The sequence below is a fragment of the Frondihabitans sp. VKM Ac-2883 genome, from assembly GCF_015350875.1.
GTDB lineage: Bacteria > Actinomycetota > Actinomycetes > Actinomycetales > Microbacteriaceae > Frondihabitans.
In genome coordinates, this window is sequence record NZ_JADKSF010000002.1 from 1 (window position 1) to 21,430 (window position 21,430).

The following is a 21,430-nucleotide window of genomic DNA, read 5'->3' on the forward strand; positions in this document are numbered from 1 at the left end:
GCCGTCGGGCGACATGTTGGTCCAGAAGATCGAGTGGTTGACGTGGCCGCCGAGGTTGAACGCGAGGTCTTTCTCGAACTTGTTGACGTTCGCGAGGTTGCCGGTCTCGCGTGCTTCGGCGAGGGCGGCGTTCGCGGTGTTCGCGCCGGTGACGTAGGTCTGGTGGTGCTTGGAGTGGTGCAGCTCCATGATGCGGCCCGAGATGCTCGGCGCGAGGGCCGAGTAGTCGTAGGCAAGGTCGGGAAGAGTGTATTCAGCCACGATGGTCGCTTTCTCTCGATGTTTCCGTCCGGTGTTCGGAGTCGCTTCAAGCCTAGGATCTCAAGTGCACCTGAGGTCAAGCGGGCGTTCAGGTTCGAGCGATTGAGGCGACACATGACGCGCTCGATGGCTCCGGCCCCCGCTCACAAATCAGGCATCTGGGCGCGGGAGGGGCGTTCTTCCCCGCCCCGTGGGATCCTGCGCTCTTGAGTTCCTGATTCGCGCGCCCCGGGGCACCTGTGGAGACTCCCGGCGTCGCCGGAGACGCCCTGGATAGGCTGTCTTCGTCCCCCAGCGAAGTTTCGTGAAGCGGTGCGAGTAGCGCTGCCCCAAGAGAAAGAGCCTGATGTCTGTCGTCAAGATCAATGCCATCCACGTTCCCGAAGGCCAGGGAGCAGAGCTCGAGAAGCGTTTCGCCGCGCGCAAGCACTCCGTCGACGGCTCCAAGGGGTTCGAGGGCTTTCAGCTTCTGCGACCGGTCAAGGGCGAGGAGCGCTACTTCGTCGTGACCACGTGGGATTCCGAAGAGAGCTTCCAGGAGTGGTCGGCCAACGGCGCGAAGGCGGCTCACGGCCAGGGCGCGCAGTCCGCTCCGGCGCCCGACACTTCGGCCGCTTCCGAGCAGCCGACCGCCCCCAAGCCCGTCGCGACCGGCGCCGATCTTCTCGAGTTCGAGGTCGTCGAGCTCTAGAGCCCCGCGCCTCGAGCTGTCCTCGCTCTCGCGGTGCGCCGACCGGGATGGCACCATGGGCTCATGCCTGCGATCACTGCCGTCTGCCGCGTCGCCCGCCTCCAGCCCGATTCGGGGTCGCTCGGCGTGACCGCTATCGACAAGCAGCCTCTTGATGAGCCCGTGGCTGTCAAGAAGATGGGCGTCTACGGTGACATTCAGGCCAACCGGGTGCATCACGGCGGCCCCGACAAGGCGGTGTACGCCTTCGCCGACGAAGACGCCGCGCACTTCATCGAACTCCTGGGTCGCGACGTAGAGCCGGGGCTCTTCGGCGAGAACCTGCGGACGTCGGGCCTCGATGTCACCGGGGCAGTGCTCGGCGAGCGCTGGCACATCGGCGAAAGCCTGGTCGTCGAGGTGACGATGCCACGCACCCCGTGCGCCACCTTCGCACGCCGTATGCGCGAGCCCCAGTGGGTCAAGCGCTTCACGGCCGAAGGGCGCCCCGGTGCCTACCTCCGGGTGATCAAGGCCGGTCCGGTGGTCGCTGGCGACGAGATCGTGGTGGGCGCTCGCCCCGCCCACGGAATCACGATCGGAGACTGCTTCGCCGGACTCACCGCCGAGCAGGCCCGCGATCTACTCGAGATCGAGCGAGAGGGCGGCTTCGTGGCCGATCCTGTCGTCAAGATCGCGCGCAAGACGGCCGCTCAGCAGCTGGCGTGAGTCGCCGCGCTCGTTCACTTTTCAGGTGACGAGCCCCGAGGATCCCACGGGGGCGCGAAAGCACGCACCTCGCGAACCCCGTTTCCTGACTTCTGCGCCTGAGAACTGAGCAGTGACGCCAGGTCAGTCGCTCGCGGGTCGCGCCTGAGGCGCCTGCTCCAGCTCGTCGCCACCGTCGCTGCCGTCCGCCTGCTGCTCGGGGTCGAAGTGTCCGGCCTCGTCGAGCTGCTCGCCTTTGCCGACTTCCTCGTCGCCTTTCGGCACATGGCGTTCGGCGGAGACTCCGGCCGAGTTCACCGCGACGTAGTCGGCTTCTCCGGAGGTCACGCCGCCGAGGCGTTCGGTGGTGTCGGGCTGGTCGCTCATGGTGTTCCTTTCGTGGGGGCGGGGTGCACGGTAGGCGCTGTAGACGGCGAACGCCCGTGCGGAGGGGGCCTCGCGTGCGCGTCTGTCAGGAATGCGGGCGCTCCAGGTCGCGACATCCCCATGCCCACGCCCGTGCGCGACCCGTTTCCTGACGCGCGCACAGCACCACGCCGCGACCCACCCTCAGGCGAACCCGTCGGTCAGCACGGGCTCCCCAGCGCGCTGCCTCTCGGCGAAGAGCACGATCGACGCCGCGACCGATCGCCGCGAGTCTCCCCCGAGCACGCCGTGGCCTCCCCCACGCACGACGCGCACCACGCCGCGTGGCAGCTGCGTCGCCCAGTTCGCAGCGTCGGCGATGTCGGTCACCGGGTCGGCATCACCGTGGAAGACGAGCGTGGGCTGACGAATGGAGCGGGCCTCGGGCAGCGCGATTCCCGGAGGAAGGCTTATTCCGCGCGACGCCGACGTGACGATGTTGGCGAGCACGAGCGCTTCCACCGTGACGAACGGCTCGGCGGCGAGCGACGCGGCAGCTGTAGCCCCGACGCCGGAGCCGATCAGGATCCGCGGAAGCTCACGGGAGGCATCAGCGAAGACGTCTCGCGCTCGCTGCAGCGACGCGCGGGTATCGAGAGCGACGTCGGCGATCGCCTCGACGCTGAACTCGGCGACCTTCAGCACATCGACCAGATGGTGGAGATCCCCGCCGGGATCGCCTCCACCGAGGAGGACGACGGTTCCGCGCGCGGAGATGGGCATGTACCGATGGTCCGCGTTTCGAGCGAAAGGCGCCACGACGTGACGATCTGTGACGCTCCTGGCACGCCGCAAGAGCGACAGAAGCCGCGACGCCACGCGACGACGGCTCAGCCCCAGTGGAGCCCGCCCTCCAGATGCCCGGGGTGATCGAGTCGCGCGTGGCGCAGGTCGACGTGTCCCGGCTGCAGGGCGAGGGTCGAGACGGAGAGGGAGGCATAGTGGTGACCGTCGATGACATCGGAGCGGAAGAGCGCCTGGTCGTCGATGGTCGAGAGGGAGGAGCTGTCGGCGAGGACCCCGAGCCACGGTTGCCAGGATCCTGAATCGAGCACACCCGTCGGTCGCGCCGCCGCCTGGAACTCCGGCAGCCAGCGCAACTCGCGCGGAACCGAGGCGACGTCCGGCCCCTCGTGCGTGATCATGTGCACGCCAGGGGGCAGCTCCGTCGATGTCACGGCGCGGCCGTCCCATCGCGTGAACCGCACCGATTCGGGCGTCAGCTCAACCAGGTTGTACGACCGGAACCGAGGATCCGACGGCTCACCGAGCGAGCCCGTCACCGAGTCGAGCGGCAGCGCGCCGCGCGAGATGTAGCCGTCTGCCGGCTCGTCGACCGCCTCGTGTCGGTTGAGCACCACGGCCGCCCGCGCTGGTTCGGCGTTCGTTGCCAACCACGCCCCGCCCGCTTCGCGGTCGTGCACTCCGCGGACACCGTCGCCGAGCTCCGGCCACCAGGCTCCCGGGGCGTCCCACGGGCGGTCGACGGCCTCGTCGCGGAGGCCGAGGAGCACGACCGGCCAGTCGGCGGTCGGGTCGAATCCGATGATGACGGTGCACACTCGGCCAGGATAGAGGCGAGTGCCCGGGCACTCCCAGCCAGCAACGGAAGGACCATCGTGGGCGACCGCCTGAACATCGTCGTAGGGCTCACCGGCGGCATCGCCGCGTACAAGGCGGTCGGCGTCGCCCGGTTGCTCGTGAAGGCCGGGCACGACGTGCACATCGTTCCGACCGAGGCCGCGCTGCGTTTCGTCGGCCTCCCCACGCTCGAGGCGCTGAGCCGCAACCCCGTGACGGTGTCGCTCTACGACGATGTCGCGGCGGTGCGCCACGTGGCGCTCGGGCAGGCGGCCGATCTCGTCATCGTCGCTCCGGCGACGGCCAACACGCTCGCCAAGCTGGCCGCCGGCCTGGCCGATGATCTCCTCGGCACGACGATCCTGGCGTCGCGTGCACCGCTCGTCGTGGCTCCGGCCATGCATACCGAGATGTGGTCGAATGCGGCGACGCGCGCCAACGTCGCCACGCTGCGCTCTCGCGGCGTGACCTTCGTCGGGCCGGAGTCGGGGGCATTGACCGGCGCCGATGCCGGAGAAGGGCGAATGAGTGAGCCCGAGGCCATCGTCGCCGCCGCCCTGGCCGCTTTTCAGGAGAGCACGGCCACTCCTCAGGAAAGCACGGCCACTCCTCAGGACGAACCACGCACTCGCGACCTCGCCGGCGTGCGAGTGGTCGTCTCCGCCGGGGGCACTCGGGAGCCGCTCGATCCGGTGCGCTTCTTGGGCAACCGCTCGAGTGGGAAGCAGGGCGTGGCACTCGCACGAGCCGCAGCCGATCGCGGCGCCGAGGTGACTCTCGTGGCCGCGCACCTGGATCCTGATGTCGATACCACCGGCCTTGACACGGTCGCCGTCACCACCGCGTCCGAGATGGCTCTCGCCGTCGAGAGCATCGCCGAGGTCTCGGATCTGATCGTCATGGCGGCCGCCGTGGCCGACTACCGCCCGGCCACCGTCTCGGAGTCGAAGATCAAGAAAGACGACCACGGCGACGATCTGACGCTTCAGCTCGTGCGCAACCCCGACATCCTGGCTGGGCTCGCCGCGAACCGTCGACCAGGCCAGCTGATCGTGGGGTTTGCGGCCGAGACCGCGCCCGACCGGGAGTCCCTATTGGAACTCGGCCGCACCAAAGCCACTCGCAAGAAGGCCGATCTGCTCGTGGTAAACGCCGTCGGCTGGGCGGCAGGATTCGGCACCGACGACAACGCGATCCTGATGCTGACACCCGACGGCGCGATCAAGGCCGAGGCCAGCGGGTCGAAGCGCGAGGTAGCCGATGCACTGATCGACCAGATGGTGGAGTTGCGGGCCGCAGCCGACTAATGCTGCCCCTTCTTGGAGCACGTCTTCTGGGCTGCCGTCTGACCGGAGACCGACGGTGGGAGGGTGACCGCGGGGGCGGGGGCGGATCCTGGTCTCGTGGATTTGGTGGCGCGGGGAGTCGGTGCGGCACCGCCCGTGGCAGTCGGCGCTGGCGTCGCTGTCGCTTTCGGTGTCGACGTCGCCGACGGGCTCGTGTCGACCTCCGCCGCGTCGCCGGTGGTTCCGCTCAAGCGGATGGGCTGATCGGACTGAAGCGCCGTGTTCAGCTGTTCTGCGGCGTACACGTTGGGCACCACCCGGTTGATGTCGTCGGGATCTTGACCCACCGGGTACTGGACGAACACCATGTTGTCGAGGCCGACCTTCTGCACCGCCTGGACGATGCCGAGGAGGGTCTTCACGTTCAACGTGTCGGAGAGCAGCATGTTCTTGGCCGCCGCCGAGGCGATCGAATAGAGCTTGAACGGGTTCGTCAGCGTGGTCGAGCTGGTGAGCTCGCGGGCCAGTGACGACATGAACACCTGCTGGTTGCTGATGCGCCCCAGGTCGCTGCCGTCGCCGACGCCGTGTCTGCTTCTCAGGAAGGAGAGGGCGTCCGGGCCGACGAGAGTCTGCTGGCCGGCCTTCAGATCGAGGGGCGGGGTGACGTTGTAGTCGACGATGGGGGTCGCCAGGCAGACGGTAACCCCGCCGATCGCCGACGAGATGGCGCTGGTGCCGTCGAATGTGACGCTGGCCGCGTAGGGGATGTCGAGGCCGGTGAGCTGTTCGACGGTCAGAACGGCGCAGGCGAGCCCGTTGCGATCGTCTCCCCCGCGGCCGAGTGCGGTGTTGAGCATGGCCTTGCTGCTGGAATACGAGGATCCGCCCGACCCCGTGGGGCACGACGGGATGGGGATCTCGAGGTCTCGCGGAAAGCTCACGACGGAGATCGAATCGTGGTTCTTCGAGATGTGAAGGAGGATGTTGACGTCGTTGTTGCCGGAACCGGTGCTGGCGCTCTGGTTGGCGGAATCGGAATACTCGGCCCCCTGCTTGGAGCGCGTGTCGGTTCCGACCAGGAGCATGTTGACCTCGCCGACCGTCTGACCGGCGGGCGCCTCGGGGAGGGGCTCTGCCGTCCGGCCGGGAAGGTCGGGGATGTGCACCGGAGGCGCGGCGGTCGCGACGACATCGTGTGCGGCATACGCCGCCACGCATGCCGAGGAGACGAGCGCGACCGCAACCGCGAGCCCCACGAATCGGAACGCGGAGGCGACCGGGTGGCCCTCGCGGAGCCGCCCGTGCTGAATCTGAGCCATGGCACTCCAACGGAGACGTGGGTCGGATTCTCAGCGTAAGCGACGGGTGCGTGCTGCTGTGACGCGCGACACACCCCCGTCCTGGGGTCGTCCGACGTGCGAACACTCGCGCGCCGAGACGTCATGCGGACTTTCCGTCGCGCCGCGGCACGTCGGGGAGTCCGCTAAGCGTCTCCTAGCTCGACGGCGACTAGTTCGACGCCGGGCGACTCAGCGCCCGCTAGCTCGACGCCACCCGCGCCCCGAGCTGCGTCGCACACGCCTCCGCCGCCACCCACGAGAGCATCGCGCACTTCACCCGCATGACGAATTTCGACACCCCCTGAAAGGCGACCGCGTCGCCCAGAAGATCTTCGTCGGGCTCGCCCACGCCTTTCGAGCGCATCATGCCGCGGAAGGCCTCTGTTCGTTCGGCGAGCTCGGCCAGGGTCAGCCCGGGCGCCATCCCCGCCAGCACCGAGGCGGAGGCCATCGAGATGCTGCAGCCGTCGCCCTCCCAGGCCAGTGAGCGAATCGTGTCGGTGCCCGCTTCCATGACCACGCGAACCGTGATCTCGTCGCCGCAGGTCGGGTTCCGTTCGAAGTGTTCCGCGTCGGCACCCGGCAGTTCGCCTTCGCCCGTCCGCGCCTTGGAGTGGTCGAGGATCACCTGCTGATAGAGCCCCGCGAGTGCGTCAGCCATCAGGCCACCCCGAAGTAGCCGCGGACCTCGGCGACGCCGGCGAGCAGCCGATCGATCTCGTCGTCGGTCGTATAGAGGTAGGTCGAGGCGCGGGTCGTCGCGGTGAGCCCAAGTCGACGGTGGAGCGGTTGCGCGCAGTGGTGCCCCACACGCACGGCGATGCCCTGCGCGTCGAGGTACTGGCCGACATCGTGTGCGTGCACCCCGGCGACGTCGAAGCTCGCCAGACCGGCGCGCGGCACTCCGGCCGCCGGGCCGACGACGCGAATGCCCGGCAGGGCAGTGAGGCCGGAGACGAGACGCTCCGCGAGGCGGTCCTCGTGGGCTTCGATGGCCCCCAGACCGACGGCCTCGAGGTAGCGAATCGCTTCGGCAAAGGCGACTGCCTGCGACACCGGCTGCGTACCTGCTTCGAACCGCTGCGGGGCGGGTAGGAACGTCGTCGACTCCATCGTCACGGTCGAGATCATCGACCCTCCGGTGCGGAACGGGGGCAACGCGTCGAGCAGCTCTTTACGGCCCCAGAGCACGCCGATGCCGGTCGGGCCGAGCATCTTGTGGGCGGAAAACGCCGCGAAGTCGACACCCAACCGCGCCAGGTCGAGAGGTCGGTGCGGCGCGGATTGGCACGCGTCGAGCACGACGAGGGCCCCGACGCCGTGGGCCAGCTCGACGAGCTCTTCGACCGGGGCGACGTAGCCGGTAACGTTCGAGATGTGCGCGAAAGCCAGGATCCGGGTGCGAGCCCCGATCACGGAGCGCGCGTCGTCGAGACTCCACGTGCCGTCATCGGCCACGGGCACGTACCGGAACACCGCACCCGTCCGGGCCGCGAGCTCTTGCCACGGAACGAGATTGGCGTGATGCTCCGCTTCGGTCACCACGATCTCATCGCCGGGTGAGAGTGCGAAACGCTTCGCGGGGGATCCTCCCCGCCCGTCGGTCGCCGCCTCGAACCCGTGCGCGACCAGGTTGAGCGCATCGGTGGCATTGGAAGTCCAGACGATCTCGTCGGACGACGCCGCGCCGACGAAGCGGGCGACGGTCTCACGAGCCTCTTCGTAGGCCTCGGTCGCGAGCCCCGCTATCGTGTGCGCGCCGCGGTGAACGGCAGCGTTGGTTGTCTCGAGAAAACGCCTTTCAGCGTCGAGCACCGACGTCGGCCGCTGAGCGGTCGCGCCGGTATCGAGGTACGCCAGAGGGAACCCGTTCACCTCGTGCTGGAGGCCGGGAAAATCGAGTCGTTTCGCGCTGATGTCGAATGCGGTGCTTGTCGTCACGAAAACAACGATTCCACACTCGTCTGATTTGTCGAGGCGTTCTCCACAGGGTTACGCCCAGGGCGTCTTTACTCGTCGCCTGGGGAGCCGAGGCAACGCGAGCGCTCCGAGCCCCAGACGGTTACGCGTCGGCCGTAACGGCCTCGCGCTTGACCGGCTGCGACCACGACGCGGGCTCGAAGCGCTTCTTGATCTTCAAGAAAGGCTTTTCGACAGCGAAGTGGCTGCCGATGGCGACAAGGCTGGCCGCAACGACCAGGGCGAACTTGCCCCAGAGGCCGTGAACGTAGGGCTCGACCAGGGCGATGACGACCATGTGCCAGAGGTAGAGCGAATACGACACGTTCCGGCCGAACCAGGCCATGGGCTTCCACGACAGGGCGATCGACAGCGGCGAACGCCGCGACACCATCCCGCCGATCAGCAGGGCCGACGCGAGGCCGACCAAAGGCAGGGTGAAGCCGAAGGTCGTCGCGGTCTGCTGCCAGCCTTCGCCGGGCAAACCGTCGTTCATCATCGCGGCGATCGTGACCACGCCTACGAATCCGACCCAGCTGGCCACGGCTCCGAACCAGCCCGCGAAGAACGCGCGTGCCCGTTCGTGCGTCAGGGCGAGGGCGAGAACGCAGCCCATCATGAGCGGAGCGACGTTCGACACCGGGCTGAAGTAGATGTCGGGAGTCGCGATGCCCGAGGGCGTGTCGTAGAGAACTGCCGAGAAGACGCAGGAGGCGATCACGGCAGCGGCGCCGATCCAGGCGATCACTTTGCGACGCAGCCCCTTCGAGAGCAGCAGAAGCAGGATCGGGGGCCAGATCAGATAGAACTGCTCCTCCATCGCTAGGCTCCAGCCGGGCGCGAAGACGCCCTGCGACACGTGGGCGAACGCGCGCATGAAGTTACCGGTGTACGTGAGAGCGATCAACGCGCCGCTTCCGGCGCCGACGTCGGAGTAGCCGTAGTCGCCGACCAGGAACCACAGGGCTGCTGCCACGACCACGACGGCCACGAGCGACGGATAGAGCCGAAGGATCCGGCGCACCCAGAATCGACCCAACCGAATCGTGGCCTCCCGACGGTGCTCTTCCAGCAGCAGCGACGTGATCAGGTAGCCCGAGAGCACGAAAAACACGTTGACGCCGACGAAGCCGCCCTTCATGCCGGGAACGTGCAGGTGGTAGAGAACGACGCCGAGGATGGCGAGCGCGCGCAGCCCATCCAGGGGCAGCACTCGTCCGCCCTTCGCAGGGGCCTTGTCGTGCTTCGAAATGTCTCTCGCCGGACGGGTTGGAGCGGTGACCGGCTTGATCGGGGTCGTCGTCGCCATCAGGCCAGTGAACTCTTTCTCACCTATGGAGAGCCTGATAACGATTTGCTGAGTGTCGCTTCTCGACCGGATCGTGCCGCTAGAGCGGACGCGCGGGCACGCCCACGACCGTGGCGCCAGCCGCCACATCGTGTGTGACCACGGCACCCGCACCCACGCGGGCATCGGCGCCGACGCTGATCGCCCCCAGCACGGCCGCACCCGCGCCCACGATCACCCGGTCACCCAGCGTCGGGTGCCGTCGCGAGACGGTGCCGGTGCCCCGGCCCCCGAGGGTCACGCCGTGATAGAGCAGCACGTCGTGGCCGACGACGGCTGTCTCGCCGATCACGACGCCCATGCCGTGGTCGATGAAGAGCCGGTCGCCGATCCGGGCGCCGGGGTGGATCTCGATGCCGGTCAGCGAGCGAGTCAGCTGCGACAGCAGTCGCGCGACGAACCGCGCGCCGACGAAGGGTCGGACGCGCCACAACCTGCTCGTAACTCGATAGGCCCAGACCGCATGAAGGCCGGAATAGAGCAGCGCGATCTCGAACGAGCCGCGGGCGGCGGGATCACCCCGCCGAACCGCCGCGACATCGTCGCGCAGCCGCGCGACCAGACGCACCGCGCTAGTCCGAGAGGTCGCTGAACAACACTGTCGAGAGGTACCGCTCGCCGGTGTCGCAGACGATGGCGACGATCCGCTTGCCGGCCATTTCGGGCCGCTTGGCGATCTCGAGGGCCGCGTGCATGATCGCGCCCGACGAGATGCCGCTCAGGATGCCCTCCTGGGTGGCCAGGTCGCGGGCGACACGAAGCGCGTCGTCGAGCTCGACGGGGAAGACCTCGTCGTACACGGATGTGTCGAGCACCTCGGGAACGAAGTTGGCACCGATGCCCGCGATCTTGTGCGGCCCGGCCTTGCCCTGCGAGAGGAGCGGCGAATCGGCCGGCTCGACCGCGACGATGCGGACCCCCGGCACCTTCTCTTTCAGCACCTGACCGACACCCGTGATGGTGCCGCCAGTGCCGACGCCGGCGATGAAGACGTCGACCCGGCCGTCGGTGTCGCGCAGGATCTCCTGTGCGGTCGTGGTGCGGTGGATCTCGGCGTTGGCAACGGTCTCGAACTGGTGGGCGAGAATGGCGCCCGGAGTCTCGGCCACGATCTGCTCGGCACGGTCGTGAGCACCGCGCATGCCCTCGCCGCCGGGCGTCAGCACGATCTCGGCACCGTAGGCCCGCATGAGCACTCGTCGCTCGACGCTCATCGTCTCGGGCATCGTCACGACGACGCGGTAACCGCGCGCGGCCCCGACGAGAGCGAGCGCGATGCCGGTGTTGCCGCTCGACCCCTCGACGATTGTGCCGCCGGGCTTCAGGTCGCCGGAGGCTTCGGCCGCGTCGACGATCGCGACGCCGAGGCGATCCTTGACGCTGCCGCCGGGGTTGTAGAACTCGAGCTTGCCCAGGATCTCGGGGCCGCCCGCTTCGCCCAGCTTGTTAATGCGCACGAGAGGGGTGTTGCCGAACGCCTGGGTGATGTCGTCGTAGATGCCGGTCATGCTCGGGTCTCGTTCCGTCGTCGGTACTGGGGACGCCTCGATTCTAGGCGCGCACTCAATCCCCTCGGGACGATTTTCCACAGGCGCCGGGAGCGACGGATCCGATCAGAGAGTGGCGAGCGACGCGACCTGAATGTCGAGGTCGATGATCAGCGAGAGCGTACGACCACCCTCGTTGAGCGAACGGAATTCGTACTGCCGATCGCCGATCTCCTGCGGCTCCGACCAGGCAAGGGCGAGCCTGCTCCGATGATCGAGAGGGCTGTAGATGGCGAGCCAGCGGATGATCGCGGCTCGCTCCGTGCGGACGGTACGGCTGTGGATGCTGTGACGGCGACTCATGATCGCGGCGATGACCGTGAAGGCGACACCGGCGAGAATCGCAGCGATCTTGGCCGTTCCCTCGAGAGGCAGGAGCGCCGCGATCACGATGGACTGCGCGGCGGCGATCAGAAGCGTGGAGTCGAGCACGGAGTATCGGCGCATAGGCGTTCCGCGGCCGTCGCCCGCTTTGATGCGGGTGTACGGCAGCTCGATCTCGCGGAGCGCGTCGGCTCCTGCAGGATTGACGATGGTCACTTGTGGTACTCCCCTGGCCCGCCCGTCGGGCCCATATCGATGTTCCCCGCCTCGGCCGACCACGGGCAGTCCCCCTTCCGGGGCTTCACGCCCCCAGTTCGCGGGGTCGGCTCTCCCGGAGCGATTGCTAGCCTCGACGAATGGCCATCCCCGACTTCGTCCTTGCCCTCCGCGAGAAGATCGGCACCGTCCCCCTCTGGATCTCGGGTGTCACCGCGGTCGTCGTCCGTGATTCAGGAGAGCGTCGCGATGTGCTCATGGTGCGGCGGGCCGACACGGGCGCCTGGACCCCGGTGACCGGCATCATCGACCCGGGCGAGCAGCCGGCGGTCGCCGCCGCACGCGAAGTCAAAGAAGAGGCCGATGTCGTGGCGGTGCCCGTGCGCTTCTCTCGGCTCGGCGTGACCGACGAAATCGTCTATGCCAACGGCGACCGTGCCCAGTACATCGACCACACGTTCCTCTTCGAGTACGTGTCGGGTCAGCCGTTTCCTGCCGATGGCGAGAACACCGAGGCTCGATGGTTCCCGGCCGACGCCCTGCCTGAGATGTCGCCCGACATGGCGGAGCGCGTCGACGCCGCCCTCAGCGGTGAGCGTGAGGCCCGCTTCGACTCCTGAACGCCCCGTCAACCGACGACGTCGTGCAGGTGGTGGATCGGGTCGTGCACGAAGTAGGTGGCCAGGCTCTCGACGGTGAATGCACTGCCGTCGGAGCGGAAGCCGGTGCGGCCGAGCGCTCCGGCGGGCACCGTGTCGAACGACCGGGCGACCGCCTCTGCGGCCGCAGCCAGTTCGCTCGCGACCACCGTCGGATCCTGCGCTCCGTAGTCGTCGGCGACGGCCGTCGCGTCTTGGTCCCAGTTCGCGAAAGTCGGGCCGTCTTCGGTCAGCATGAGAGCGAGGCGTGCGTCGAAGATACGGAACACGTCGCGCACGTGAGCCGCGTATTCGAGGGGCGACCAGGTGCTGTCGTCCGGTCGGAGTGCCACGTGGGGTGAGGCCAGCGGCAGGGCCCACGCTGCAGCATTGCGGCGCACGAGGCCCGGAACGTCGGCGAAGGCGACCGTCGCGGCGTCGAATCCGCAGTCGGTGCAGGGCTCGTCGAGCACCCAGGTCCAGTTCTTGGTGTCGGGAACGATCGGCATGCCCTCAGGTTAGAGAGCCGAGGATCCCACGCGAAGACGGAGGACTGCCAGTCACCGTTCCACAAGTGCCACCCCTTCACACGGCGATCGTCGGCGGTGGGCACTAGGTTCGAAGGGTGGTGATTTCCAAGTCGAAGCGTGCCGCACTCGCGGCGGAAACCGTCGACCCCGCCGAGGTCGAGGGGGCCGTCAGCGACGGCCTGCTGATCGCGAAGTCGGCGGCGACGATCGGCGTCGCCAACCGGATCATCATCCGCGCGCTTCGCGAGCAGAAGTCGTTCGACCGCGACGACACCGCGGAGGCCGTGGGTGACGAGCTCCGCCGTCTCGCCGCCGAGCAGCGCGACCTCGCGACCCGCATGGTCGATGCGCGCACGAAGGCCCTGAAATCGAAGGGTCGCTCGCGGCACCAGTTCGACTACCGCGCAGACGACAATTCGGCCCTCGCCGCACGCGAGACGATCTACACGACCATCGCGGCCCGCCTAGAAGAGCGCTCTCACGACGACGCCCTCATCGCCGAGATCGTGATGTCCGCTCGCGACCGCGCCTGGAACGACGTCGGCGGCGCCATCATGAGTCACGTGAACGCGGTCGTCGTGCCCGATACCGCCTATGGCGCTCAGCGCGAGGCTCGGCTGAAAGAGCTGCTCGACGTCGACCTCGCAGAACTCGCCTCCTCGCGTCGCTCGCGGCCTGCCCGCAAGAATTCATCCGAGACTCCCGGCGAATAGTTGCTCGGGCGGGAATAATTGCAGTGGGTGCACGATTGCATCCCCAGTGTCGGTGGCTCTTTCTAGGCTGACCTCGGCACACCGCGTCCAATGACGAACGCTCACTTCCTCCCGTCTCGATCGTCAGGACAGCCATGACCACCACCACATCTACGCCCACGGGGTCCGTCGCCACGACGCGCACTTCGGGTGGCGCCGTCCGCGACCATAAGTGGCTGATCCTAACCGTCGTCGGGCTCGCCCAGCTCATGGTGGTGCTCGACGCCACCATCGTGAACATCGCCCTGCCCTCCGCGCAGAGCGACCTCGGGTTCACCAACGACAACCGCCAGTGGGTCGTGACCGCGTACTCCCTGGCCTTCGGCAGTCTCTTGCTCCTCGGCGGCCGCCTCTCTGACATCTTCGGCCGCAAGACGACCTTCATCATCGGCCTCATCGGCTTCGCCGTGGCCTCCGTGCTCGGCGGCGCAGCCGAGTCGTTCGGCTGGCTCGTCGCAGCCCGGGCGCTGCAGGGCGTTTTCGGTGCACTGCTGGCGCCGTCGGCCCTCGGCATCATGACCACGACGTTCTCCAACCCGAAGGAGCGCGCCAAGGCGTTCGCCATCTTCGGCGCCATCGCCGGTTCCGGCGCGGCAGTCGGTCTGCTCCTCGGCGGCGTGCTCACCGAGTACACCTCGTGGCGGTTCTGCCTCTTCGTCAACGTCATCTTCGCCGCGGTCGCACTCGTGGGCGCCGTCGCGTTCCTGAAGAAGCGCGGCACGACCGACCAGAAGCACTACGTCGACGTTCCCGGTGTCATCACCGTGACCCTCGGCCTCGTCGGAATCGTCTACGGCTTCTCGAACGCCGAGACGAACTCGTGGAGCGACCCGATCACGATCATCTGCCTCGCCGGCGGCGTCGTCCTCCTGGCCGCGTTCGTTCTGATCCAGTCGCGTGTCAAGCACCCGCTGCTGCCTCTCCGCGTCATCCTGAACCGCGACCGCGGCGGCTCGTACCTCGTCATCGGCCTGGCCGGAATCGGCATGTTCGCCGTGTTCCTGTTCCTGACGTACTACCTCGAGCTCACCCTCGGCTTCTCGTCGCTGAAGACCGGCGTCGCCTTCCTGCCGATGCCGCTCTCGATCATGCTCAGCGCCACTGTCTTCGGTAGCCGCCTGCTGCCGCGAGTCGGGCCGCGTCTGCTCATCTTCGTCGGCGGTCTGCTGGGCGCTGCGGGCCTGGCTCTCCTGAGCCGCATCGGGCTCGACACGAGCTACGCCAGCACCGTGCTGCCCGGTCTGATCGTCATGGGTCTCGGCATGGGCCTCATCTTCTCATCGGCCATGAACACCGCGACCTCCGGCGTCGGCCGCGAAGACGCGGGTGTGGCCTCGGCGACGGTCAACACGATGCAGCAGATCGGCGGCTCGATCGGCACGGCGCTGCTCTCCACGCTCAGCGCTGGGGCGGTCACCCGTTACCTCAACGCCAACGGCACCTCGAAGATCGACCAGGCCAACGCCGTGCTCTCCGGCTACCACCTGTCGTTCTGGGTCTCGACCGGCGTGTTCGTGATCATCGCGATCATCGGCGGCACCGTGCTGCAGAAGCATTCCGTGCGCCAGGCCCAGATCGCGGCCGCGGGCACTCCGTCGCACGACGACGTTCCGGTGGCGGCGCACTAGCGTTCGCGCCAGCACCCAAGGGGCTCTCCGCCGGTGGCGGGGGGCCCTTTGTGCGTGCGGGTGGGCGTGTGGGGGGCGTGCGTGGTGAGCGGGCGGGCGGGAGCGGGTGCGGGCGTGCGGGCGCGAGCGGGCGCGAGCGGGCGCGAGCGGGCGGGCGGTGTGCGCCTGGAGCGCGCACAACAGGAAACGAGGCGCGGCGACACGGTAGCAGGCGGCGCCCACGCACGGCCGGGCCTGGACGCCTGAAACGTGCACGCCGCAGTGGCCCTCGTCACCCACGTGACGCGCGCAGGATCCTGCGCGACCCCGCTCGCACAACAGGAAACGAGGCGCGGCGGCACGGAAGTAGGCGGCACCCACGCACGGCCGGGCCTGAACGCCTGAAACGTGCACGCTTCTTCGGCGTGAGCGTGCGATGTGCGCAGAACAGGAAACGAGGCGCGGCAGCACGGAAGTAGGTGGCGCCCACGCACGGCCGGGCCTGAATGCCTGAAACGTGCACGCGGCTGGGACCATGGTCGCGCGGTAAGGCGCGCAGGACCCTGCGCAACCCCCCCCTCACAGAACAGGAAACGAGGCGCGGCGGCACGGAAGTAGGCGGCACCCACGCACGGCCGGGCCTGAATGCCTGAAACGTGCACGCTTCTTCGGCGTGAGCGTGCGATGTGCGCACAACAGGAAACGAGGCGCGGCGACACGGCAGCAGGCGACGCCCACGCACGGCCGGGCCTGAACGCCTAAAACATGCACGCGGCCGGGACCTTGGTCGCGCGGGTGACAAGTGCAGGATCCTGCGCAACCCCGCTCGCACAACAGGGAACGAGGCGCGGCCACGCGGTAGCAGGCGGCGCCCACGCACGGCCGGGCCTAAATACCTGAAACGTGCACGCGGCCGGGGCCACGGTCGCCAGCGTGACCAGCGCAGGATCCTGCACGCCCCGCTCCCCAAGCCCCAGGCGCGCAACTCAGGCATGCAGTCCCCACGCGGCGGCGCCGCGCCACGTCCACGCACGCGGCGCACCCACATACCTGAAAACCGCCCACGCAAAAGCCCCGCCGCCCGAGCAGGAAGCTCAAGCGGCGGGGCAGTGGTGCGTTACGCGCTAGGCCTGGGGCGACCCGGACGCGGCCGACGTGACCGGGCTCTCAGCGGACTCGGGTGCCGCAGCGGGTGCCGGAGCACCAGCACCTGCACTTGCCCCTGCACCAGCGGGCACGTGCTGCGACGCGACCTCGACACCGTGGAAGGTGCGCAGGATCTCGAGCGTGTCTTCGATCTCGGCGTCACGCGCGTCGTCGGACCAGCCGAGCGACGTCTGGAGGATCCCGGCGAGCTCGGAGAGGAGCTCAATCGTGACACCGCCGACGAAGGCGAGGTTGGTGCGGCGAAGGACGACGTCGATGAGGTGCACGGCGTCTTCGTTCTCGGCGAAATAGGCGATCTCGGCAGCCGTGAACTGGTTGTCGGAGGCAAGCGCCTCGGACGGCTGGTCGAGGAGCGTCTCGATGACGTCTTCGGCACGAGTGCCGTAGCGCGTCAGGAGGCGGTCGACCTGGTCGCGGTCGAGGCCGCCCTGGTGGTCGGTGATCCAGCGGGCGCGGTCGCCGGGCAGCGTCGGGAAGCCCTTGCCACCGCCGATCGCCATGCCGGTCGTGTCGACCGTGCGTCCGACACCGAGGCGCGTGGTGGCCTCGGTCGAGAGGTGCGCGGAGAGGGCACGGAAGGTGGTCCACTTACCGCCGACGAGCGAGAGCACCTTCGTCTTGGGAAGCGACGCGACCTCGGTCTCGACGATGCGGTAGTCGCGGGAGACGAATCCGGCGGCGAGGTCGTCGTGCTTCGGAAGCGGACGCACGCCCGAGTAGCGGTAGACGATGTCGTCGCGCGTGATCGAGATGGTCGGGAACACGTGCTTGACGAGGTCGAAGAAGTAGTCGACCTCCTCCTCGGTGCAGATCGCCGGCTCGTTCATGTCGGCTTCGAGGTCGGTGGTGCCGATCAGGACGCGGCCCTTGAGCGGGTAGATCAGGACGATGCGGCCGTCGTTGTTCTCGAAGAACAGCTCGCGACCGTTCGTGGCCTTGAGCAGAGCGGGGTGGTCGACGACAATGTGCGAGCCCTTGGTGCCGCCCATGAACTGCGACTCGGCGCCGAAGACCTTGTTGGTGAGGTCGGTCCAGGGGCCGGAGGCGTTGATGACCACGGGTGCCGTGATGGTGAACTCGTCGCCGGTGACGACGTCGCGAACGAGCACGCCGCCATCCTGAGCACCGACCGCCTCGAGGTAGTTCGCGCTGCGGGCCTTGGATCCGGCGGCACCGCGGTTGCCCGCGGCGATTCCGTCTTTCAGGACGTCGAGGGCGAGGCGCTCGGGCTCGTGGACCGACGCGTCGTAGTAGGTGCCGGTGTACTTGAGGTTCTTGTTCAGAGCAGGCATGTCGCGGAGCGCGGCCGACTTCGTCAGGAATTTGTGACGGGGAACGGTGCCACCGTCGCGCGAGAAGGAGTCGTACAGGGTCATGCCGACCTTGATCAGCACGGCGCCGCGCTCCTTGGTGGAGCGCTGCTTGTGCGTGAGCATACGCAGCGGGGCGTTCATCAGGCCGGAGAACGTCGAGAAGATCGGCATCGTGGTCTGAAGCGGCTTGACGTAATGAGGGGCGATCTTCAGGAGGCCGTTGCGCTCCTCGACCGACTCGCGCACGAGACGGAACTCGCCGTTCTCGAGGTAGCGGATACCACCGTGGATCATGTGGCTCGACGCAGCCGAAGCTCCGGAGCCGTAGTCGTTGCGCTCGACGAGCACGACGTCGACGCCTTGCAGCGCCAGGTCGCGGAACGTCGCGATTCCGTTGATGCCTCCACCGATGATCAGGACCTGCGCCGTGGGGCGCTCCTTGATCCGGGACACGTTGGCGCGGATGTCGTCTGTCTTCTTCGACTTCGTCACTGGCTTGTCACTTTCGCTGCTATGAGAGCTTCGTCGCCGTGGCGTCGGTGCTACTCGTCGTGGTGTCGGATCGCGATCGATCGGAATGGTGCATCGATCGCCGACTCCTCCATACTTAACTCGTGTGAGCAGGCGGTCAACCCCTGTGCACATACGTGCAGAGAGAGGGCCGACCCATGTCGAACGCACCGCACCAGGTGGACAAGACGCAGGACGCCCTGCGCGCCTCCCACCTTTATTACCTGCAGGATCTCACGATGGAGGCGATCGCTCGCGAGCTGGGCACTTCCCGTTCGTCCGTCTCCCGACTCCTGAGTTATGCCCGCGAAACCGGACTCGTCGACATCCAGATCAAGTCACCCCTCGACCAGGCGACTCTCGTCAGCGATCAGCTCCACCGGCGGTTCAACGTGGTGGCCCACGTCGTGCCCATTCCCGACCAGACGACCGACGTCGATCGCCTTGATCGGGTCGCCCTCTCGGCTGCACGAATTCTCACCCCGTTCGTCGACTCGAACATGGTGATCGGCCTTGCCTGGGGCTCGACCGTCAGCGCGATCAGCCGCTATCTCGTTCCGAAGGCCACTCACGGATCGATGATCGTCCAGCTCAACGGCGCCGCGAACACCCGCACGACCGGCATCGTCTACGCCAGCGAGATCCTGCGCCGATTCGGCGACGCGTTCGGCGCTCAGGTCCAGCAGTTTCCGGTGCCGGCGTTCTTCGACGACCCCGACACCAAGCAGGCGCTCTGGCGCGAGCGGAGCACCAAACGCGTGCTCGCGTTTCAGGACTCCATGGACGTGGTCGTCTTCGGCATCGGCGCCCCCGATGCGCTCGTACCGAGCCACGTCTACTCGGGCGGCTACCTCGAAGAGAGCGACCACGCGAGCCTCCGCCGTGACGGGGTGGTCGGCGACGTCGCGACGGTGTTCTTCCGCGAAGACGGCTCGTCGAGCGACATCACCCTCAACAAGCGCGCCTCCGGGCCCGACTTCGCGACCATCCGCCGAGCTCCGCGGCGCGTCTGCGTCGTCGCCGGAACCTCGAAGGTGCCGGGCATCCGCGGCGCTCTCGCGGCCGGCCTCGTGACCGACCTGATCGTCGACGAGAGCACCGCCCGGGCACTTCTGGAGTGAGCGGCGGAGTGCAGGATCCTGGTCTGGCGCGGCTTTGCCGCTCGTCCGTCAGGAATTCTGCCCCCTCAGCGTCGCCCCACCTGCGTTGCACCGCCCCGCCGAGCCTGCATTCCTGATTCGCGAGCAGCCACGGCTTGTCACGCCTTGCATGCAACGATGCATGCAACCTAGAGTGAGCAGCATGAGCGACCCCGCAAGCAGCCTTGCAGCATCGACCGAGGCGAGCGCCGCAGAGCGCGCCTACCTCGTGACGAAGGCGCGGATCCTGCGCGGCGATCTCGCGGGCGGGGCATCGCTGAGCGAGACCACCGTCTGCCAGGAGCTCGGGCTGAGCCGCACGCCGGTGCACGAGGCGTTCCTGCGACTCGCCGCCGAGGAGCTGCTGACGCTCGAGTCGCGCAAGGGCGCCGTCGTGCGACCCATGTCGCCGAGCGAGGCCGACGACGTGGTCGAGATGCGCGAGGCCGTCGAAGCCGCGGCGGCGGCGCGCGCCATCAGCATCGACCGGGGCGATCTCGCACGGGAGCTCGCCGATCAGCTCGCGATTCAGGAAGACTGCGTCACCCGGGGCGACATCGACGGCTTAATCGACGCCGACGACGCGTTCCACACCGCTGTGATCGCGGCCAGTCGCAACCCCATCGCCAGCCACTTTGCGAGGATCCTGCACGACCGCGCTCAACGACTCCGACACCAGCTGATCCGAGTCCGCCCGGAGCACCTCGCCGTGACGCTCGACGACCATCGCGAGCTGGCCGCCGCGATCGACGCCGGTGATGCCGACGCGTATCGCCGAGTGCTGGCCCGCCACGTCGACATCTTGCGGGGCATCCTGTGAGCGTCGACACCGGGGCGACCCAGGCAGTGCCGAGCGCGGGGCCCGGGCCTACACCGGGATCGCGGCGGGGCGGGCGTGCGGCTCGGAGGCCGTGGATCCTGATCTGGGGTGCCGTGTTCGTCTGCTCGTGGGGCGGCAACCAGTTCAGCCCGCTGCTGCTGATGTACGAAGACCGGCAGCACTACAGCTCGGTGCTGGTGAACGCCTTCCTCGGCGTGTACGTGCTCGGGTTGGCACCCGCGCTGCTCGTCGCCGGCTCGCTGTCCGATCGTCACGGCCGTAAACCCGTGTTGCTGGCGGGCCTCGGAGCGGCGCTCGTCGGCAGCAGCCTGCTGGCTCTTGGCCCATTCGGCCCGGAATTTCTGCTCGTTGGGCGCCTGTTCTCAGGAGCGACCGTCGGCGTTGCGATGGCGGTCGGCAACTCGTGGATCAAGGAGCTGTCGCAGGCCCCGTTCGATCCGGGAGCCGATCGCGCTGCCGGCGCACGGCGTGCCTCGCTGGCCTTCACCCTCGGCTCCGGTTCGGGCGCACTCGTGGCGGGGCTCATCGCGCAGTGGGGGCCGATACCCGAGGTGCTGCCCTTCGTCATCCACCTTCTGGTTACGATCCCGTTTGTCGTGGTCGTTTTACGGGCTCCCGAGTCGCACCGGAGCGGCGGCGTCGCCGGGCCGTGGTGGCGGCAGCTGCGGATCCCGACCGCATCGCACCGGCGCTTCGTGCGGGTCGTGGTCGTCTCATGCCCCTGGATCTTCGCGGGGGCGGCGATCGGCTACGGCTACCTGCCGACTCAGCTGCGAGCGGCGACCGGATCTTGGGGGCTGGTGTTCGCCACCGCGGCGACCGTCACCGCCCTCGGCGTCTCGTCAGCGTTGCAACCCGTGGCCCGGCGCATCCACTCGGCCACGAGCGCGCGCGGCCTCGCCGTGATGGTCGGGCTCATCGCTGCGGGGCTCGGCGTCGTCATCGTGGCGATCGCCCTGCAGTCGGTCTGGATCGGCCTCGCGGCCAACGTCGTGATCGGCCTCGGCATGGGTATCGGGCTCGTGTCCGGTCTGCAGGAAGTACAGAGAATCGCAGGATCAGCTGGCCTCGCCGGCCTCACGGGTGTCTTCTATGCGGTGGCCTACGTCGGATTCCTGGCACCCCTCGCGATCGCGGCGCTCTCCGCGATCATGCCGGTCACTCTCATCCTGCTCATCGTGATCGGGCTCGCGCTCGTGTCGCTGGCGCTCGTGCTGGTGTCGTTCAGGAAGCACCTGCCCGCGGCGTAGTCGGTGCGTGCGCA

General features: G+C 68.1%; 22 protein-coding genes. 9 read left to right on the forward strand and 13 right to left on the reverse strand.

Annotated features, from left to right (window positions below):
• Nucleotides 1-261 (reverse strand): superoxide dismutase (locus ITJ49_RS03480; protein ID WP_370544353.1); only part of this gene is annotated, 261 nt, incomplete at its 3' end.
• 346 nt (nucleotides 262-607) lie between these two features.
• Between ITJ49_RS03480 and ITJ49_RS03485 the strand changes: the two genes are divergently transcribed.
• Both ITJ49_RS03485 and ITJ49_RS03490 read left to right on the forward strand, forming a co-directional pair.
• Nucleotides 608-952: an antibiotic biosynthesis monooxygenase gene (locus ITJ49_RS03485; RefSeq protein WP_194601447.1), complete on the forward strand. Its 345-nt coding sequence runs from the start codon at nucleotides 608-610 to the stop codon at nucleotides 950-952.
• A gap of 63 nt (nucleotides 953-1,015) precedes the next feature.
• Entirely contained in the window at nucleotides 1,016-1,660 is a 645-nt protein-coding gene (locus ITJ49_RS03490; RefSeq protein ID WP_194601450.1) for an MOSC domain-containing protein, read from the forward strand.
• A 123-nt stretch (nucleotides 1,661-1,783) separates the two neighbouring features.
• On the opposite strand, the gene ITJ49_RS03495 is transcribed toward ITJ49_RS03490, so the two are convergent.
• The 3 genes from ITJ49_RS03495 to ITJ49_RS03505 all read right to left on the reverse strand — a co-directional run bounded on the left by ITJ49_RS03495 (nucleotide 1,784) and on the right by ITJ49_RS03505 (nucleotide 3,627).
• Entirely contained in the window at nucleotides 1,784-2,026 is a 243-nt protein-coding gene (locus ITJ49_RS03495; protein ID WP_194601453.1) for a hypothetical protein, read from the reverse strand.
• 183 nt (nucleotides 2,027-2,209) lie between these two features.
• Nucleotides 2,210-2,788, reverse strand: coding sequence for an alpha/beta hydrolase (locus ITJ49_RS03500; RefSeq protein WP_194601456.1), 579 nt, complete (start codon nucleotides 2,786-2,788; stop codon nucleotides 2,210-2,212).
• A 107-nt stretch (nucleotides 2,789-2,895) separates the two neighbouring features.
• Nucleotides 2,896-3,627, reverse strand: a complete 732-nt coding sequence (locus ITJ49_RS03505) for an NRDE family protein (protein ID WP_194601459.1) — start codon at nucleotides 3,625-3,627, stop codon at nucleotides 2,896-2,898.
• A 69-nt stretch (nucleotides 3,628-3,696) separates the two neighbouring features.
• Here ITJ49_RS03505 and coaBC point away from each other — a divergent pair, with 69 nt between their 5' ends.
• Complete coding sequence (coaBC, locus tag ITJ49_RS03510) at nucleotides 3,697-4,953, forward strand: bifunctional phosphopantothenoylcysteine decarboxylase/phosphopantothenate--cysteine ligase CoaBC (RefSeq protein ID WP_194602825.1); 1,257 nt, start codon at nucleotides 3,697-3,699, stop codon at nucleotides 4,951-4,953.
• On the opposite strand, the gene ITJ49_RS03515 is transcribed toward coaBC, so the two are convergent.
• The 7 genes from ITJ49_RS03515 to ITJ49_RS03545 form a co-directional block, all read right to left on the reverse strand.
• Complete coding sequence (locus ITJ49_RS03515) at nucleotides 4,950-6,254, reverse strand: LCP family protein (RefSeq protein WP_194601462.1); 1,305 nt, start codon at nucleotides 6,252-6,254, stop codon at nucleotides 4,950-4,952. The two genes, coaBC and ITJ49_RS03515, sit on opposite strands and share 4 nt — an antisense overlap.
• A 220-nt stretch (nucleotides 6,255-6,474) precedes the next feature.
• Complete coding sequence (gene sufU, locus ITJ49_RS03520) at nucleotides 6,475-6,936, reverse strand: Fe-S cluster assembly sulfur transfer protein SufU (protein ID WP_194601465.1); 462 nt, start codon at nucleotides 6,934-6,936, stop codon at nucleotides 6,475-6,477.
• Nucleotides 6,936-8,216: a SufS family cysteine desulfurase gene (locus ITJ49_RS03525; RefSeq protein WP_194601468.1), complete on the reverse strand. Its 1,281-nt coding sequence runs from the start codon at nucleotides 8,214-8,216 to the stop codon at nucleotides 6,936-6,938. The genes sufU and ITJ49_RS03525 overlap by 1 nt, the downstream gene beginning before the upstream one ends.
• A gap of 121 nt (nucleotides 8,217-8,337) precedes the next feature.
• Complete coding sequence (locus ITJ49_RS03530) at nucleotides 8,338-9,543, reverse strand: acyltransferase (RefSeq protein WP_194601472.1); 1,206 nt, start codon at nucleotides 9,541-9,543, stop codon at nucleotides 8,338-8,340.
• 79 nt (nucleotides 9,544-9,622) lie between these two features.
• Entirely contained in the window at nucleotides 9,623-10,150 is a 528-nt protein-coding gene (cysE, locus tag ITJ49_RS03535) for a serine O-acetyltransferase (protein ID WP_370544354.1), read from the reverse strand.
• 4 nt (nucleotides 10,151-10,154) lie between these two features.
• Nucleotides 10,155-11,090 (reverse strand): cysteine synthase A, encoded by a 936-nt coding sequence (cysK, locus tag ITJ49_RS03540; RefSeq protein WP_194601476.1) that lies wholly within the window; start codon nucleotides 11,088-11,090, stop codon nucleotides 10,155-10,157.
• A gap of 105 nt (nucleotides 11,091-11,195) precedes the next feature.
• Nucleotides 11,196-11,669, reverse strand: a complete 474-nt coding sequence (locus ITJ49_RS03545) for a hypothetical protein (RefSeq protein ID WP_194601479.1) — start codon at nucleotides 11,667-11,669, stop codon at nucleotides 11,196-11,198.
• A gap of 140 nt (nucleotides 11,670-11,809) precedes the next feature.
• Between ITJ49_RS03545 and ITJ49_RS03550 the strand changes: the two genes are divergently transcribed.
• Complete coding sequence (locus ITJ49_RS03550) at nucleotides 11,810-12,289, forward strand: NUDIX domain-containing protein (protein WP_194601482.1); 480 nt, start codon at nucleotides 11,810-11,812, stop codon at nucleotides 12,287-12,289.
• Between the two features lie 8 nt (nucleotides 12,290-12,297).
• On the opposite strand, the gene ITJ49_RS03555 is transcribed toward ITJ49_RS03550, so the two are convergent.
• Nucleotides 12,298-12,816: a DinB family protein gene (locus tag ITJ49_RS03555; protein ID WP_194601485.1), complete on the reverse strand. Its 519-nt coding sequence runs from the start codon at nucleotides 12,814-12,816 to the stop codon at nucleotides 12,298-12,300.
• 116 nt (nucleotides 12,817-12,932) lie between these two features.
• Between ITJ49_RS03555 and ITJ49_RS03560 the strand changes: the two genes are divergently transcribed.
• Nucleotides 12,933-13,550 carry a hypothetical protein gene (locus tag ITJ49_RS03560; RefSeq protein ID WP_194601488.1) on the forward strand — a complete coding sequence of 206 codons (618 nt, stop codon included), beginning with the start codon at nucleotides 12,933-12,935 and terminating at the stop codon, nucleotides 13,548-13,550.
• Nucleotides 13,551-13,684: 134 nt separating this feature from the next.
• A complete protein-coding gene (locus tag ITJ49_RS03565) occupies nucleotides 13,685-15,217 on the forward strand; it encodes an MFS transporter (protein WP_194601491.1) in 1,533 nt (510 codons plus the stop codon).
• Nucleotides 15,218-16,320: 1,103 nt separating this feature from the next.
• Here ITJ49_RS03565 and ITJ49_RS03570 read toward each other — a convergent pair.
• Nucleotides 16,321-18,168, reverse strand: coding sequence for a glycerol-3-phosphate dehydrogenase/oxidase (locus ITJ49_RS03570; protein WP_194601494.1), 1,848 nt, complete (start codon nucleotides 18,166-18,168; stop codon nucleotides 16,321-16,323).
• A gap of 176 nt (nucleotides 18,169-18,344) precedes the next feature.
• Here ITJ49_RS03570 and ITJ49_RS03575 point away from each other — a divergent pair, with 176 nt between their 5' ends.
• The 3 genes from ITJ49_RS03575 to ITJ49_RS03585 all read left to right on the forward strand — a co-directional run bounded on the left by ITJ49_RS03575 (nucleotide 18,345) and on the right by ITJ49_RS03585 (nucleotide 21,416).
• On the forward strand, nucleotides 18,345-19,307 hold the full coding sequence (locus tag ITJ49_RS03575) for a sugar-binding transcriptional regulator (protein WP_194601497.1): 963 nt from the start codon (nucleotides 18,345-18,347) through the stop codon (nucleotides 19,305-19,307).
• A gap of 181 nt (nucleotides 19,308-19,488) precedes the next feature.
• On the forward strand, nucleotides 19,489-20,145 hold the full coding sequence (locus ITJ49_RS03580; protein WP_194601500.1) for a GntR family transcriptional regulator: 657 nt from the start codon (nucleotides 19,489-19,491) through the stop codon (nucleotides 20,143-20,145).
• Nucleotides 20,142-21,416 (forward strand): MFS transporter, encoded by a 1,275-nt coding sequence (locus tag ITJ49_RS03585; RefSeq protein ID WP_194601503.1) that lies wholly within the window; start codon nucleotides 20,142-20,144, stop codon nucleotides 21,414-21,416. Before ITJ49_RS03580 ends, ITJ49_RS03585 begins: the two co-directional genes overlap by 4 nt.
• The last annotated feature ends 14 nt before the right edge of the window (nucleotides 21,417-21,430 follow it).